The 15146-nt window shown below is 70.5% G+C and carries 13 protein-coding genes; 9 read left to right on the top strand and 4 right to left on the bottom strand.

From position 1 onward, the window contains the following. The first annotated feature begins 73 nt into the window (after nt 1-73). Together ACZ4EG_RS01350 and ACZ4EG_RS01345 are read left to right on the top strand one after the other, a co-directional pair. A complete protein-coding gene (locus tag ACZ4EG_RS01350; RefSeq protein WP_467789117.1) occupies nt 74-1564 on the top strand; it encodes a PucR family transcriptional regulator in 1491 nt (496 codons plus the stop codon). 65 nt (nt 1565-1629) lie between these two features. Beyond that, nucleotides 1630-2418, top strand: a complete 789-nt coding sequence (locus ACZ4EG_RS01345) for a phosphatase (protein ID WP_453552600.1) — start codon at nt 1630-1632, stop codon at nt 2416-2418. A 104-nt stretch (nt 2419-2522) separates the two neighbouring features. On the opposite strand, the gene ACZ4EG_RS01340 is transcribed toward ACZ4EG_RS01345, so the two are convergent. The 4 genes from ACZ4EG_RS01340 to ACZ4EG_RS01325 all read right to left on the bottom strand — a co-directional run bounded on the left by ACZ4EG_RS01340 (nt 2523) and on the right by ACZ4EG_RS01325 (nt 6460). Further along, nucleotides 2523-2945, bottom strand: coding sequence for a hypothetical protein (locus tag ACZ4EG_RS01340; RefSeq protein ID WP_467789116.1), 423 nt, complete (start codon nt 2943-2945; stop codon nt 2523-2525). A 314-nt stretch (nt 2946-3259) separates the two neighbouring features. Then, a complete protein-coding gene (tesB, locus tag ACZ4EG_RS01335; protein WP_467789115.1) occupies nt 3260-4126 on the bottom strand; it encodes an acyl-CoA thioesterase II in 867 nt (288 codons plus the stop codon). 36 nt (nt 4127-4162) lie between these two features. Continuing rightward, nucleotides 4163-5320 carry an acyl-CoA dehydrogenase family protein gene (locus ACZ4EG_RS01330; protein ID WP_453552606.1) on the bottom strand — a complete coding sequence of 386 codons (1158 nt, stop codon included), beginning with the start codon at nt 5318-5320 and terminating at the stop codon, nt 4163-4165. Nucleotides 5321-5857: 537 nt separating this feature from the next. Continuing rightward, nucleotides 5858-6460, bottom strand: a complete 603-nt coding sequence (locus ACZ4EG_RS01325) for an SACE_7040 family transcriptional regulator (protein ID WP_453552608.1) — start codon at nt 6458-6460, stop codon at nt 5858-5860. 95 nt (nt 6461-6555) lie between these two features. Between ACZ4EG_RS01325 and ACZ4EG_RS01320 the strand changes: the two genes are divergently transcribed. From ACZ4EG_RS01320 to ACZ4EG_RS01290, 7 genes are all read left to right on the top strand, one after another. Then, the gene (locus tag ACZ4EG_RS01320; protein WP_467789114.1) at nt 6556-8172 is read left to right on the top strand and encodes a carboxyl transferase domain-containing protein; all 1617 of its coding nucleotides are present in this window, start codon (nt 6556-6558) and stop codon (nt 8170-8172) included. 11 nt (nt 8173-8183) lie between these two features. After that, nucleotides 8184-10124, top strand: a complete 1941-nt coding sequence (locus ACZ4EG_RS01315) for an acetyl/propionyl/methylcrotonyl-CoA carboxylase subunit alpha (protein ID WP_467789113.1) — start codon at nt 8184-8186, stop codon at nt 10122-10124. After that, nucleotides 10121-11065, top strand: coding sequence for a hydroxymethylglutaryl-CoA lyase (locus ACZ4EG_RS01310; RefSeq protein WP_453552614.1), 945 nt, complete (start codon nt 10121-10123; stop codon nt 11063-11065). The genes ACZ4EG_RS01315 and ACZ4EG_RS01310 overlap by 4 nt, the downstream gene beginning before the upstream one ends. Before the next feature lie 5 nt (nt 11066-11070). Next, the gene (locus ACZ4EG_RS01305; RefSeq protein WP_467789112.1) at nt 11071-12234 is read left to right on the top strand and encodes an acyl-CoA dehydrogenase family protein; all 1164 of its coding nucleotides are present in this window, start codon (nt 11071-11073) and stop codon (nt 12232-12234) included. A 379-nt stretch (nt 12235-12613) separates the two neighbouring features. Further along, the gene (locus ACZ4EG_RS01300; RefSeq protein ID WP_467789111.1) at nt 12614-13345 is read left to right on the top strand and encodes a peptidase inhibitor family I36 protein; all 732 of its coding nucleotides are present in this window, start codon (nt 12614-12616) and stop codon (nt 13343-13345) included. A gap of 134 nt (nt 13346-13479) precedes the next feature. Continuing rightward, a complete protein-coding gene (locus ACZ4EG_RS01295; protein ID WP_467789110.1) occupies nt 13480-13914 on the top strand; it encodes a hypothetical protein in 435 nt (144 codons plus the stop codon). A 154-nt stretch (nt 13915-14068) separates the two neighbouring features. Then, nucleotides 14069-15115, top strand: a complete 1047-nt coding sequence (locus ACZ4EG_RS01290; RefSeq protein ID WP_467789109.1) for an ABC transporter substrate-binding protein — start codon at nt 14069-14071, stop codon at nt 15113-15115. Nucleotides 15116-15146 lie beyond the last annotated feature (31 nt).

Here is a 15146-nt window from a genome sequence, read left to right as displayed (position 1 = left end):
CGGTCTGGGCTCGACACTAGGTGGCCGGAAAGAGACTGCGAAGTGTACGTTTCATCCATTCGAGCGGAACGGGATGGAGGGAACGCACACCATGTCGGAAACGCACGCACCAGCGGTCCCACCCACCCCACCGGTCCCACTGACGGCCCTGCTGGCCCGCGAGGACCTCGCGCTGCGGCAGATCGCCGGGCCCCCGGCCGAGGGCATCGTGATCCACTGGGCGCACACCTCGGAGATGGCCGACCCGTACCCGTATCTGCTGGGCGGTGAGCTGCTGCTGACGGCGGGCGTGCACGTCCCGGAGGCGGCGGGCTCGGGGTCCTACTTCGACGGCTATGTCTCCCGGATCGTGGCGGCGGGCGGCACCGCCCTCGGCTTCGGCCTCGCCCCGGTCCACGACACGGTGCCGCGCGCCCTGGTGGCGGCCTGCGACGCCTATGAGCTGCCTCTTCTGGAGGTCCCGCCGCAGACCACGTTCTCGGGGATCGCCCGCGCGGTCTGGCAGCTCATGGCCCAGGCCCGGCTGGCCGAGCTGCGCCGCACGACCGAGGCCCAGCAGAGCCTGGCAGCGGCCGCCTCCCGCCCCGACCCGGTCCCCTCGGTCCTGCGCCAGCTGGCCCAGCGGCTCGGCGGCTGGGCGGCGCTGTACGCGCCGGACGGCACCCGGATCGCAGCGGCGGGCCGGGCGCCCGAGGACGACGTGCGCGAGGCGCTGGAGGAACTGGCGGGGGTGGTACGGCCCACCCGGGCACAGGCACCCAGCTCCGCCGCCGGCACCGCCGCGGACACCCACCTCGCCACCTACGCGCTCGGCACCGGGCAGGGCTTCGTCCTCGGGGTGGCCACCGCCCGTCGCGAACCCGGCGACCACACCATCGCCTCCGTGGCCGCCGTCCTGCTCTCCCTGCTGACCGGGGAGCATCAGAGCGGGGCCGGCGCGGCACGTTCCTCGGCGCTCGTACGGCTGCTGCTGGGGGCCCCGCCCGAGGACGTGGCCCCGCTGGTGGGGGGCGAGCGGTGGGTCGTGGTGCACGCGCGGCCGGATGCGCAGGTGCCGGACGCGGTGGCCGCCTCGGCGCTGGGCGCCGCCCTGGGCTCGCCGCTGGTCGACCTCGCCCGTGACGTCGTACGGGTCCTCGTGCCGGCCGACCGCGAACCGGCCCCGCAGCCCGGCTGGACCCTCGGCGTCAGCGCCGCCGTCGCCCCGCACGAGTGGCCGTCGGCCGACACCCAGGCGGCCCGCGCCCTGGCCCGCGCCCGTGCCACCCGCACCACGCTGGTCCGGCACGGCGACCGCCCCGGACTCGACGACCTGGTTCCCGGCGCGGAGGCCGAGGCGCACGCCCGTGCCGTGCTCGCCCCGATCGCGGCCAAGCCGGCGCTCACCGACACCCTGCGCGCCTGGCTTTCCCTGCACGGCAGTTGGGACCGCACGGCGGTGGCGCTGGCGGTGCACCGCAACACCGTGCGGCAGCGGATCGCCCGCTGTGCCGCGCTTCTTGACGCGGACCTCGACGATCCCGATGTGCGCATGGAGCTCTGGTTCGCGCTGAAACACCTGTGAGTGACCCACGTCCCAGCGCACGATACGCAGGGAAATCGCACAGCGCGCTGCCCCACAATGGGTGCATGCCGATACCCGGGACACCCAGCCGCGCCGAGCTCGTCGACCACCTTGTGAGGACCCGTATCGCGGGCGACGTCGCCACCCCCCGCGAGAACAACCTGAACCACTACCGCAGGCTGGCGAACGGCGAACGCAACTTCTGGCTCGGGCTGGAACTCGGGGACCGCTGGCGGGACGAGCAGGACGTGCTCGCGGTGATGGCGGAGCGGGTCGGGGTGAACGACGACCCCGAGTACCGCTACGGACGGGACACGATCGACCCCGAACTCACCGTCGACGCCCTGCAACGACTGGCGGGACGGCTGCGCAAGGCGGCCGACGGGCAGCAGCGGGTGCTGTTCGCCACCGGCCACCCGGGCGGTCTGCTGGACGTGCACCGCGCCACCGCCGCCGCGCTGCGCACCGCCGGCTGCGAGATCGTGGTCATCCCCGACGGGCTGCAGACGGAGGAGGGTTACGTCATGCAGTTCGCGGACGTGGCGGTGCTCGAACACGGCGCCACGCTGTGGCACACCCACTCCGGCGAGCCGATGCGGGCCATTCTCACGGGACTTGAGCGCGAGGGGCGCCCGCTGCCCGACCTGGTCGTCGCGGACCACGGCTGGGCCGGGTACGCCGGTCAGGCCGGCCTCGACTCCGTCGGTTACGCGGACTGCAACGACCCGGCCCTGTTCCTCGCCGAGTCGGAGGGCACCCTGCAGGTGGCGGTGCCACTCGACGACCATGTGGTCAGCCCGCGCCACTACGACCCCCTGACGGCGTATCTGCTGACGGAAGCGGGCCTGGCGTAAGGCGTTCGACGAGGGCTCACGGCCCGCTCTCCTGACACACCGCGACGTGCGGCTCCCTCCACGGAGTCGCACGTCGTGCTCTGTGTGCGTGCGGAACCGAATCCTCAGCGGCCGCCGTGTCCACCTCCGTTGCCGCCGCCGTGGTCACCGCCGTTACCGCCGTGGTCACCGCCGTTACCGCCGTGGTCACCGCCGTTACCGCCGTGGTCACCGCCGTTACCGCCGTGATCGCCGTGGTCACCGCCGTGGTCGCCACGATCGCCGTTGTCACCGCCGTGGTCGCCATGGTCACCGCCGTGGTCGCCACGATCACCGTGGTCACCGCCGTGGTCGCCACGATCACCGTGGTCACCATGGTCACCGCGGAAGCCGTGGTCGCAGTTGCCGCAGTCGGTGCTGTAGTTGCTGTGCTCGTGGGACGGGGCGGACGCCGATGCCGTGCCCGCCGCGCCGAGCGCGGCTCCACCGGCCATCAGCAGACCGGCTGCGGACACCGCAAGGAGACGCTTCGCGCGTTGTGGTCGCATGGGAAATACCTTTCGTTCCATCGCCTCTCGCAACTCCCGCAGGGGAGCGCGAGGTTGATGGCCGCCGCCGCAAAAAGGGGAAGTGCGGCGCGGTCTCAGGTGTCACCGCGTATTCAGGAGAGACACGTGGCCGACCGCCGACGCCTCCGGGCCGCGCACGGTTGCGCCTCCTGGGCCCGCGGCCCTGGTCCCGCGGTATCGGGACCGGGTCGGCCGGTCGTGCGTGTTATGCGGCTTTCAACCAAAGAGCCTAGTACGGCATTCGCGTATAGGCCAGTTCGGAAGTACCGGACAAAGCACCCTCTTACGGACTTTTAACGTGGGACCCGGACCACGCCTTCCTGGATGACCGAGATCGCGAGCTGTCCGTCCTGGGTGTAGATACGGGCCTGCCCGAGCCCGCGGCCGCCGTGCGCGGACGGTGACTCCTGGTCGTACAGCAGCCACTCGTCGGCGCGGAACGGACGGTGGAACCACATCGCGTGGTCCAGCGAGGCGCCCACGACGTCACCCACGGCCCAGCCGCCGCGACCGTGCGCGAGCAGCACCGAGTCGAGCAGCGTCATGTCGGAGACGTACGTGGCGAGAACGACGTGCAGCAGAGGGTCGTCGTCGAGCTTGCCGTTGGTGCGGAACCACACCTGGGAGTGCGGCTCGCGCGGCTCGCCGAACTTCCCGTACGGCGGCTCGTCGACATAGCGCAGGTCGACCGCCTCACGCGCCTCCAGGAACTTCTCGACGATCGTGCGGTCGAGGTGCGCGTAGCCGCGCAGCCGCTCCTGGGAGGTGGGCAGCGTCTCCGGGGCGGGTGCGGGCGGCATGGGGGTCTGGTGGTCGAGGCCGTCCTCGTACGCCTGGAAGGACGCGGACAGGACGAAGATCGGCCTGCCGTGCTGGATGGCGACCACCCGGCGGGTGGTGAAGGAGCGGCCGTCACGGATGCGCTCGACGTTGTAGACGATGGGCGCGCCCGGGTCGCCGATGCGCAGGAAGTACGCGTGCAGCGAGTGGGCGAGCCGGTCGGCCGGGACCGTGCGTCCGGCGGCGACCAGCGCCTGGGCCGCGACCTGTCCGCCGAAGACCCGCGGGACGACGGCGGACCGGGACTGGCCGCGGAAGATGTTCTCCTCGATCTGCTCCAGGTCGAGCAGATCGAGGAGCTCCTGGAGTGCTTGGCTCATGGGAGAAGGTTGTACCGGCCAGTGATGTCGTGGGCCTTACAGGCCCATGTCCTTGGCGATGATCGACTTCATGATCTCGCTGGTGCCGCCGTAGATGCGGTTGACGCGGTTGTCCGCGTACAGGCGGGCGATCGGGTACTCGTTCATGAAGCCGTAGCCGCCGTGCAGCTGGAGGCAGCGGTCGATCACGCGGTGGGCGACCTCGGTGCAGAAGAGCTTGGCGGAGGCGGCCTCGGCCGGAGTCAGCTCACCGGCGTCGAGGGCCTCCGTCGCGCGGTCGGCGACGGCCTCGGCCGCGTCCACCTCGGCCTGGCAGGCGGCCAGCTCGAACTTGGTGTTCTGGAAGGACGCGACGGTCTGGCCGAAGACGGTGCGCTGCTGGACGTAGTCCTTGGCGAACCGGACGGCGGCCTTGGCCTGCGCGTAGGCGCCGTAGGCGATGCCCCAGCGCTCGGAGGCGAGGTTGTGGCCGAGGTAGTAGAAGCCGCGGTTCTCCTCGCCGAGGAGGTCCTCGACCGGGACCTTGACGTCGACGAACGCCAGCTCGGCGGTGTCGGAGGTCTTCAGGCCCAGCTTGTCGAGCTTGCGGCCGATGGAGTAGCCCTCGGCCTTGGTGTCCACCACGAAGAGGGAGATGCCGTGGCGGCGGTCCTCGGCGGTGGGCGCGGCAGTGCGGGCGCAGACGATCATGCGGTCGGCGTGCACACCGCCGGTGATGAAGGTCTTGGCGCCGTTCAGGACGTAGTGCGTGCCGTCCTCGGAGAGCTTGGCGGTGGTCCGCATGCCCGCGAGGTCGGAGCCGGTGCCCGGCTCGGTCATCGCGATGGCCCACATCTCCTCGCCGGAGACGAACTTCGGCAGGAAGCGCTTCTTCTGCTCGTCGGAGGCGAGCAGCTTGATGTACGGCAGGCCGAGCAGCACGTGCACGCCGGAGCCGCCGAAGGTGATGCCCGCGCGGGCGGTCTCCTCGTACAGGACGGCCTCGAACTTGTACGAGTCGATGCCGGCGCCGCCGAACTCCTCGTCGACACGGATGCCGAAGACGCCGAGCTCGGCGAGCTTGTAGTAGAAGTCGCGGGGCGCCTGGCCGGCGGCGAGCCACTCGTCGTAGACGGGCACGACCTCGGCCTCGATGAAGGCGCGGATGGTCTCCCGGAACGCCTCGTGATCCTCGTTGAACAGCGTACGGCGCACTCCGCCACCTCCACGTACTTCGGCTGTCTAAGCGCTTGCTCAGACCCCAAGATACCGGCGAGTACGTTCATACGTCCAGGGTGACCTTCCCCACCCGTTCGGGTCAGCCCCCGGCCTTGCCGTAGCGGCGGAACGCGGAGGTGTCCACGATCCAGGGACCGAACGGCACCGAGTCGCCGAAGATGTACGCGTCCTTGCGGGCACAACGTCGGGTTGGAGGGCGAGACGATCTCGACGACCGCCAGCACCTGCGTCGCATCGACGGCGACGCCCTCCTCGTCGAGGACCGCCTCGGGGATCACGACCGCGTCGGGGAGGCACATGCGGCCGATCGCGGGGTGTTCGATCTCGGGGCCGGTGGCGCAGATGTAGTCCGGATGCGTGACAGGCAATTGCTTGTTGAGTTACTCGCGGATGCGGTGGGTTGTGCCCTCGTGCCGCTTCGACGGCCACGTCATGGCCAGTATCGGACCCGACGGCCCGATCTCGACGCTCCAAGCCCCTTCGGGAGACAGACCGGCACCGACCCGCCCCGGCTCAGTCGGTGACCTCCGCCGCCGCGAGCGCCCCCCGGGCCATCCGGTGCAGCAGTTCCGCGGTGGCGCCGCGGCCGGGGAGGGAGCCGGGGCGGCCGAGGTGGGGTGTGGAGTTCAGGAGGCCGAAGACCGAGTGCACCGCCGACCGGGCCGAAGGTTCCGCCAGGCCCGGATACACCTCCCGCACGACCTCCACCCACAGCTCGACGTACTGCCGCTGCAACTGGCGCACCAGCTTGCGGTCGCTGTCCCGGAGGCGGTCCAGCTCGCGGTCGTGCAGGGTGATCAGGGGGCGGTCGTCGAGGGCGAAGTCGATGTGGCCCTCGATGAGGGAGTCGAGGACCGCCGAGGGACCGGCCGCGCCGTCGGCCTCCGCCAGGCGCCGCTTCGCCCCGGTCAGCAGCTGACCGCTGATCCCGACCAGAAGCTCCGCGAGCATCGCGTCCTTGCCCGCGAAGTGCCGGTAGAGACCGGGGCCGCTGATACCGACCGCGGCCCCTATCTCGTCGACTCCGACGCCGTGGAAGCCGCGCTCGGCGAAGAGCCGAGCGGCCTCCTTGAGGATCTGCTCACGGCGGGTGGGGGCGTCGGTTCTGGTGACCATGCAGGCAATTCTAGACAGGGAGGTTAGCGGTCGTTAACCTGGAGGAAATGGTTAACGCTCATTAACAGTCGATCGCTGGGTGAGGGGACCGCAGGATGCAAGAGGCACCGGAGCTGACGAGCGCGGCAGATCCCGCGTCGGAGGCCTGGCGAGCCAACGAGGAAGCCCACCTCGCACTCGTCGGGGAGCTGCGCGGCAAGCTGGCCGCGGCGGCGCTCGGCGGCGGCGAGAAGGCGCGCGCCCGGCACACCGCGCGCGGCAAGCTGCTGCCGCGCGACCGCGTGGACACGCTGCTGGACCCGGGCTCGCCGTTCCTGGAGCTCGCGCCGCTCGCGGCCGAGGGGATGTACGACGGCCAGGCGCCGGCCGCGGGCGTCATCGCCGGAATCGGGCGGGTCAGCGGGCGCGAGTGCGTGATCGTCGCCAACGACGCGACCGTCAAGGGCGGCACGTACTACCCGATGACGGTGAAGAAGCACCTGCGCGCGCAGGAGGTGGCCCTGGAGAACCGCCTCCCCTGCGTCTACCTCGTCGACTCCGGCGGCGCCTTCCTGCCCATGCAGGACGAGGTGTTCCCGGACCGCGAGCACTTCGGGCGGATCTTCTACAACCAGGCCCGGCTGTCCGGCGCGGGCATCCCCCAGATCGCCGCCGTCCTCGGATCCTGCACCGCCGGTGGCGCGTACGTCCCGGCGATGAGCGACGAGGCCGTGATCGTCCGCAACCAGGGGACGATCTTCCTGGGCGGACCGCCCCTGGTGAAGGCCGCCACCGGTGAGGTGGTGACCGCCGAGGAGCTGGGCGGCGGCGAGGTCCACTCCAGGATCTCCGGTGTCACCGACCACCTCGCCGAGGACGACGCCCACGCGCTGCGGATCGTGCGCACCATCGTCGCCACGCTGCCCGCGCGCGGGGCGCTCCCCTGGGAGGTCACCGCGGCGGCCGAGCCCAAGGTCGACCCGTACGGGCTGTACGGGGCGGTGCCGGTCGACTCCCGCACCCCCTACGACGTACGCGAGATCATCGCGCGCGTGGTCGACGGCTCCCGTTTCGCGGAGTTCAAGTCCGAGTTCGGGCAGACCCTGATCACCGGCTTCGCCCGGATCCACGGCCACCCGGTCGGGATCGTCGCCAACAACGGCATCCTGTTCTCCGAGTCGGCCCAGAAGGGCGCCCACTTCATCGAGCTGTGCGACCAGCGCGGCATCCCGCTGGTGTTCCTGCAGAACATCTCCGGCTTCATGGTCGGCAGGGACTACGAGGCCGGCGGCATCGCCAAGCACGGCGCCAAGATGGTGACGGCGGTCGCCTGCACGCGCGTGCCGAAGCTGACGGTGGTGGTCGGCGGTTCGTACGGCGCGGGGAACTACTCGATGTGCGGCCGGGCCTACTCCCCCCGCTTCCTGTGGATGTGGCCCAACGCCAAGATCTCCGTCATGGGCGGCGAGCAGGCCGCCTCCGTCCTCGCGACCGTCAAGCGGGACCAGCTGGAGGCGCGCGGCGAGCAGTGGCCCGCACAGGACGAGGAGGCCTTCAAGGCCCCCATCCGCGCACAGTACGAGCGGCAGGGCAACGCCTACTACGCCACGGCCCGGCTCTGGGACGACGGCGTGATCGACCCGCTGGAGACCCGTCAGGTGCTGGGCCTCGCCCTGACGGCCTGTGCCAATGCGCCCCTGGGTGAGCCCCAGTTCGGCGTCTTCCGGATGTGAGGAGGGGAACCGTGTTCGACACAGTGCTCGTGGCCAACCGGGGCGAGATCGCCGTACGCGTCATCCGTACGCTCCGCTCGCTGGGCGTGCGCTCGGTGGCCGTCTTCTCCGACGCCGACGCCGACGCGCGGCACGTACGGGAGGCCGACACGGCGGTACGGATCGGTCCGGCGCCGGCCGCCGAGAGCTATCTGTCGGTGGAACGGCTGCTGGCGGCCGCCGCCCGCACCGGCGCCCAGGCGGTCCACCCGGGGTACGGCTTCCTGGCGGAGAACGCCGAGTTCGCGCGCGCGTGCGCCGAGGCGGGACTGGTCTTCATCGGCCCGCCCGCGGACGCGATCTCCCTCATGGGCGACAAGATCCGCGCCAAGGAGACGGTGCGGGCTGCCGGGGTGCCGGTCGTGCCCGGCTCCAGCGGGAGCGGGCTGAGCGATGCTCAGCTGGCCGACGCGGCCCGGGAGATCGGTGTGCCCGTGCTGCTCAAGCCGTCGGCGGGCGGTGGCGGCAAGGGCATGCGCCTGGTGCGCGAACTGTCGGTGCTGGAGGAGGAGATCGCCGCGGCCCGCCGCGGGGCGCGCGCCTCCTTCGGTGACGACACGCTCCTGGTGGAGCGTTGGGTGGACCGCCCCCGGCACATCGAGATCCAGGTCCTGGCCGACGGCCACGGCAATGTGGTGCACCTCGGCGAGCGCGAGTGCTCGCTCCAGCGTCGGCACCAGAAGATCATCGAGGAGGCGCCGAGCGTGCTCCTCGACGAGGAGACCCGGGCCGGGATGGGCGAGGCCGCGGTGCAGGCGGCCCGGTCGTGCGGATACCGGGGCGCGGGCACGGTGGAGTTCATCGTGCCGGGCGGCGACCCGTCGTCGTACTACTTCATGGAGATGAACACCCGTCTCCAGGTGGAGCACCCGGTCACCGAGCTGATCACCGGGCTGGACCTGGTGGAGTGGCAGCTGCGGGTGGCGGCGGGCGAGCGGCTGCCGTTCGCGCAGGAGGACGTCCGGCTGACCGGCCACGCGGTCGAGGCCCGGATCTGCGCCGAGGACCCCGCGCGCGGGTTCCTGCCGTCCGGTGGCACGGTGCTGCGGCTGCGCGAGCCCCAGGGCGACGGCCTGCGCACCGACTCCGGGCTCAGCGAGGGCACCGAGGTGGGCAGCCTGTACGACCCGATGCTGTCCAAGGTGATCGCGTACGGCCCGGACCGGGAGACCGCGCTGCGCAGGCTGCGGGCGGCGCTGGCCGAGACGGTCACGCTGGGCGTGCAGACCAACGCGGCGTTCCTGCGGCGGCTCCTCGCCCATCCGGCGGTCGTCGCGGGCGAGCTGGACACGGGTCTGGTGGAGCGGGTGGTGGACGAGCTCGTCGCCACGGACGTACCTGACGAGGTGTACGAGGCCGCGGCGGCCGTGCGCCTCGACGGCCTGCGTCCCCGGGGCGACGGCTGGACCGACCCGTTCTCGGTGCCGAACGGCTGGCGGCTCGGCGGCACGCCGCGGCCCGTGGGCTTCCATCTGCGGGTGAGCGACCCCGTGGAGTACGTCCCGCGCGGCACCCACACCGTCACGGCGGACTCGGTGGCCGTCACCCTCGACGGGGTCCGCCACACCTTCCACCGCGTGGCCGACTGGATCGGCCGCGACGGCGAGGCCTGGCACGTGCGCGACCACGACCCGGTGGCGGCGTCTCTCACCCGGGCCGGGCACACGGGCGCCGACTCGCTCACCGCGCCCATGCCGGGCACGGTCACGGTCGTGAAGGTGGCCGTCGGTGACGAAGTGACCGCCGGACAGAGCCTGTTGGTGGTCGAGGCGATGAAGATGGAGCACGTCGTCTCCGCCCCGCACGCCGGCACGGTCGCCGAGCTGGATGTGAAGCCCGGCACGACGGTCGCGATGGACCAGGTGCTGGCGGTCATCACGCCGCACGAGGAAGAAGGAGCGGCGGAGTCATGACAGCCGAGCAACTCCCCATGGTCGTACCGGCCTCGGACCTGCCCCAGCGGGTGCGGATCCACGAGGTGGGCGCACGCGACGGCCTGCAGAACGAGAAGCTGGCCGTACCGACGGAGATCAAGGCGGAGTTCATCCGCCGGCTGGCCGACGCGGGCCTGACGACCATCGAGGCGACGAGCTTCGTGCACCCCAAGTGGGTGCCCCAACTGGCGGACGCGGAGGAGCTGTTCCCGCTCGTCAGGGAGCTGAGGGGCGTGCACCTGCCGGTGCTCGTGCCCAACGGGCGCGGGCTCGACCGCGCGCTGGCCCTGGGCGCGGACCGCGTGGCCGTCTTCGCCAGCGCGACCGAGTCCTTCGCCAAGGCCAACCTCAACCGGACGGTGGACGAGTCGCTCGGCGTCTTCGCGCCGGTGGTGGCCCGCGCGAAGGAGACGGGCGCCCATGTGCGCGGCTATGTCTCGATGTGCTTCGGCGACCCCTGGGAGGGCGCGGTCCCCATCCACCAGGTCGTGCGCGTGTGCAAGGCACTGATGGACATGGGCTGCGACGAGCTGAGCCTGGGCGACACGATCGGGGTCGCGACCCCGGGTCATGTCCTCGAACTCCTCTCCGTGCTCAACGAGGAGGGCGTGCCGACCAATGTGATCGGCGTGCACTTCCACGACACCTACGGCCAGGCACTGGCCAACACCTACGCGGCACTGGAACACGGGGTCACGACCGTCGACGCCTCCGCAGGAGGACTCGGCGGCTGCCCCTACGCCAAGTCCGCGACCGGCAATCTCGCCACCGAAGACCTCGTCTGGATGCTGCAGGGCCTCGGCATCGACACCGGGGTCGACCTCGGCCGTCTCGTCGCCACCAGCGTGTGGATGGCCGCCCACCTGGGCCGACCCAGCCCGTCCCGCACCGTACGCGCCCTGTCCCACAAGGAGCAGTGATCACCATGGACCACCGACTCTCCCCCGAACTCGAAGAACTCCGCCGCACGGTGGAGGAGTTCGCCCACGACGTCGTGGCGCCGAAGATCGGTGACTTCTACGAGCGGCACGAGTTCCCTTACGAGATCGTCCGCGAGATGGGCCGTATGGGCCTGTTCGGGCTGCCGTTCCCCGAGGAGTACGGCGGCATGGGCGGCGACTATCTGGCGCTCGGCGTGGCGCTGGAGGAGCTGGCCCGGGTGGACTCGTCGGTCGCGATCACGCTTGAGGCCGGGGTCTCGCTCGGTACCATGCCGATCCATCTCTTCGGCACGGAGGAGCAGAAGCGCGAGTGGCTGCCCCGGCTGTGCAGCGGCGAGATGCTGGGCGCGTTCGGGCTCACGGAGCCGGACGGCGGCTCGGACGCGGGCGCGACGCGTACGACGGCCCGTCTCGACCCGGAGACGGACGAGTGGGTGATCAACGGCTCGAAGTGCTTCATCACCAACTCGGGCACGGACATCACGGGGTTGGTGACGGTCACCGCGGTCACCGGCCGCAAGCCGGACGGCCGGCCGCGGATCTCCGCGATCATCGTCCCGTCGGGCACTCCCGGCTTCACCGTGGCGGCGCCCTACTCGAAGGTGGGCTGGAACGCCTCGGACACACGTGAGCTGTCCTTCTCGGACGTCCGTGTCCCGGCAGCCAATCTGCTGGGCGAGGAGGGCCGGGGCTATGCGCAGTTCCTGCGCATCCTCGACGAGGGCCGCATCGCCATCGCGGCGCTCGCGACCGGTCTGGCGCAGGGCTGTGTGGACGAGTCGGTGAAGTACGCGAAGGAGCGGCAGGCCTTCGGCCGGCCGATCGGTGCCAACCAGGCGATCCAGTTCAAGATCGCCGACATGGAGATGAAGGCCCACACGGCCCGCCTCGCCTGGCGCGACGCGGCGAGCCGCCTGGTCGCCGGCGAGCCCTTCAAGAAGGAGGCGGCCCTGGCCAAGCTCTACTCCTCCACGATCGCGGTCGACAACGCCCGCGACGCCACCCAGGTGCACGGCGGCTACGGCTTCATGAACGAGTACCCGGTGGCCCGGATGTGGCGCGACTCCAAGATCCTGGAGATCGGCGAGGGGACGAGCGAGGTGCAGCGGATGCTGATCGCCCGGGAGCTGGGACTGGTCGCCGGCTGAGGCCGCCCCGGAGCGGCGGGCGCCGCCCCGCCGTCTCCGCACCTGGCGCCCAAGCCCCCTGACGCACCCTCAACGGATAACACTTGGCCAAAAGTTGGCGGTCATGTTAGATTCCGATCAGATTCCGATCACCTGCCCATGGCACCCCACCGACCACCGGGGATGCGCAGGATCGGAAGGGGAAAACGGGGGAGAGATTTCGTCGTGAGCGATATTCCATTGCGGCGACGCGTGCTTTCGGCACGGCGTCGCATTCGCTGACGGTTTCACGCCTGCCTCCGGGCCATTCGGTTTTCGGCCGACCGCCCGGACGATTCGACGTGCTCTCTTCCCCGCTGTGCGCCAACTGAACCAGGGGGTATTTGTGCGCATACGCACCATGCTGACCATTGCGGCCGTCGGCTCCATGACGCTGACCGGTCTGGCCGCCACGCCTTCGCTGGCGGCCGGTGAGACCGGCTCCGCCACCGACGTCGTGACGGGAGTCCTCACGCCCGAGCAGGAGACGGCGGTCCGTACGGCTCCTGGCTCCACCGACAAGGTGGACATGTACTACAAGGGGGACAAGATCGACCCCGCGTCCGACTGGAAGGGCGCGAACGTCTGCGTCGAGGTGTCGGAGGACGGCACCATGCGGTGCTTCGACAGCGACGCCGAGTCCAACAAGTACCTTGCCGCGCACGCGCCCACGGCCCAGGCGCGGGCGGGCGCGAAGCAGGCACTGGCGAGCCCGAAGCAGATGAAGCTCGCGCTGACGAGCCCGAAGCAGGCCAAGCAGGGCGTCGCCGCCCGGGGTTACTCGGACTGCCCCAGCTCCTATGTGTGCCTGTGGCAGGACGCCAACTACTCCGGCCGGCGTCTGCAGTGGCCGACCTATGCGGAGGCCAAGACCCGTCACCTCGACCAGTACTCGCCCTCGTTCCGGGACAAGGCCAGTTCCGCGTTCGTGAACCGGCCGCAGCGCGGTGTCGAGCTGTACGACTTCCGCACGGGCATGCCGGATCCCCACCTTTTCCTGGGGGCGGGCTACAGCCTTTATGCGAATTTCAAGGACATTGACTACACCTACGGCGGCAGCTGGAACGACAGGGCCGACGCCATCAAGTTCTGACAGGTAATTCCAGCCGTACCCGATTCCAGCCGTACCGGCACCCCGCGCGGGGTGCCGGTACCGTGGCATTTCCGGCCCACCCCATGTCCCCACCCATGTATCCGATGTATCCGATGTATCCGATGGAGACCTCCGTGAAGCGCACCCCCCGCATCGCCGCCGTTTTCGCACTCGGCGCCGTCCTCGCCGCCGGAACCACCGCCTGCTCCACCGAGAACACCGCGAAGCCGGACAAGATCGGGGTCGTGGAGAAGCTGCCCGACGACACGGACAAGGCGCAGTCGAAGCAGAACGCCGCGGAGTTCCGGTCCTGGGTCAAGGAGCACGGAACCGCGGAGCAGAAGACCGCTGTCACCCGCGTCGACCGCATCCTCGGCGAGTGGAACAAGCAGACGGGCAACGCGTACATCTCCACCGACATCAACGGCGGGAAGACGCAGGTGGCGGACCCCCAGGCGGCCGCCACCGCGATCGCCAAGGCCTTCGCCTCCTGGAAGGACTCGAAGGAAGGCTACGCGTCCGTCTACGACGTCTACGGCAACGCCGTCATCACCAACTACAAGTTCTGACGGCCGCGTTGACGATCGGGGCGTGAAGCGACCGGACACAGGCGGCCCACTCGCCCGGCTCCGGCCCGCCCTCTGGACAACTACTAAGGTTAGGCTAACCTAGCTTCGAACTTGTCCGGCGGGCGCTTCGCCCCGGTCGAAAGCAGTCATACCCATGTCCCATGCCCGTGCCACCCACCCCACTCGCCGCGGTCTGCTCGTCGCGGGCGGCGCCCTCGGACTCGGTGCCGCACTCGCCGCCTGCGGGGACGACAAGGGCAAAGCCGCGGGCTCGGGCGAGCAGGCGAAGGCTGCCGAGTCCGGCCCCTGGACCTTCAAGGACGACCGCGGCACGACCGTGAAGCTGGCCGAGGTCCCGGCGAACATCGTCGCGTTCACCGGTGTCGCCGCCGCGCTCCACGACTACGGCATCCCGGTCAAGGGCGTGTTCGGCCCGACGAGGACCAAGGACGGCAAGGCCGACGTCCAGGCCGGCGACATGGACGTCAGCAAGGTCACGGTCCTCGGCAACACCTGGGGCCAGTTCAACGTCGAGAAGTACGCGGCCCTCGCCCCGGACGTGCTCATCTCCACGATGTTCGACTCAGCGGGCGCCCTCTGGTACGTCCCCGACGAGTCCAAGGACAAGATCGCCAAGCTCGCCCCGAGCGTCGGCATCTCCGTCTACGACCGCCAGCTCACCGCGTCGCTGCAGCGCATGTGGGAGCTCGCCGAGTCGCTCGGCGCCGATATGAAGGCCGCCGCGGTCACCGGCGCGAAGAAGCGCTTCGAGGACGCCGCCGCCCGGCTGCGCGCGGCCGCCAAGGCCAAGCCAGGCATCAAGGTGCTGGCCGGTTCCGCGAGCGCCGATCTCTTCTACGTCTCCGGCACCAACCTCTCGATCGACCTGGAGTACTTCAAGGCCCTCGGCGTGAACTTCGTCGAGCCGCCGGAGAGCGCCAAGAAGCGGGGCGGCGGCTGGTTCGAGTCGCTGAGCTGGGAGAACGTCGACAAATACCAGGCCGACATCATCATGATGGACGACCGCTCCGCGACCATCCAGCCCGCCGACATCACCAAGGCGACCTGGAAGAAACTGCCCGCGGTCAAGGCGGGCCAGGTCATCGCCCGCTCCCCCGAGCCGATCCTGTCGTACGACAAGTGCGTGCCGCTGCTCACCGGCCTCGCAGAGGCGCTGGAGAAGGCCAAGAAGGTCAGCTAGGCGCTTCGCCGGGAGAGGGCCGTTTGCATCG

The organism is Streptomyces sp. NPDC025638, assembly GCF_055558775.1.
The sequence above is the reverse complement of the archived record's forward strand: the minus strand, read 5'-3'. Positions and strand labels throughout refer to the sequence as shown.

Bases quoted from the DNA above. Each gene is read 5' to 3' on its own strand.
- ACZ4EG_RS01350 (WP_467789117.1), top strand. From the start codon at position 74: ATGGAGGGAACGCACACCATGTCGGAAACGCACGCACCAGCGGTCCCA.
- ACZ4EG_RS01345 (WP_453552600.1), top strand. From the start codon at position 1,630: ATGCCGATACCCGGGACACCCAGCCGCGCCGAGCTCGTCGACCACCTT.
- ACZ4EG_RS01340 (WP_467789116.1), bottom strand. From the start codon at position 2,945: ATGCGACCACAACGCGCGAAGCGTCTCCTTGCGGTGTCCGCAGCCGGT.
- tesB (WP_467789115.1), bottom strand. From the start codon at position 4,126: ATGAGCCAAGCACTCCAGGAGCTCCTCGATCTGCTCGACCTGGAGCAG.
- ACZ4EG_RS01325 (WP_453552608.1), bottom strand. From the start codon at position 6,460: ATGGTCACCAGAACCGACGCCCCCACCCGCCGTGAGCAGATCCTCAAG.
- ACZ4EG_RS01320 (WP_467789114.1), top strand. From the start codon at position 6,556: ATGCAAGAGGCACCGGAGCTGACGAGCGCGGCAGATCCCGCGTCGGAG.
- ACZ4EG_RS01310 (WP_453552614.1), top strand. From the start codon at position 10,121: ATGACAGCCGAGCAACTCCCCATGGTCGTACCGGCCTCGGACCTGCCC.
- ACZ4EG_RS01305 (WP_467789112.1), top strand. From the start codon at position 11,071: ATGGACCACCGACTCTCCCCCGAACTCGAAGAACTCCGCCGCACGGTG.
- ACZ4EG_RS01300 (WP_467789111.1), top strand. From the start codon at position 12,614: ATGCTGACCATTGCGGCCGTCGGCTCCATGACGCTGACCGGTCTGGCC.
- ACZ4EG_RS01290 (WP_467789109.1), top strand. From the start codon at position 14,069: ATGTCCCATGCCCGTGCCACCCACCCCACTCGCCGCGGTCTGCTCGTC.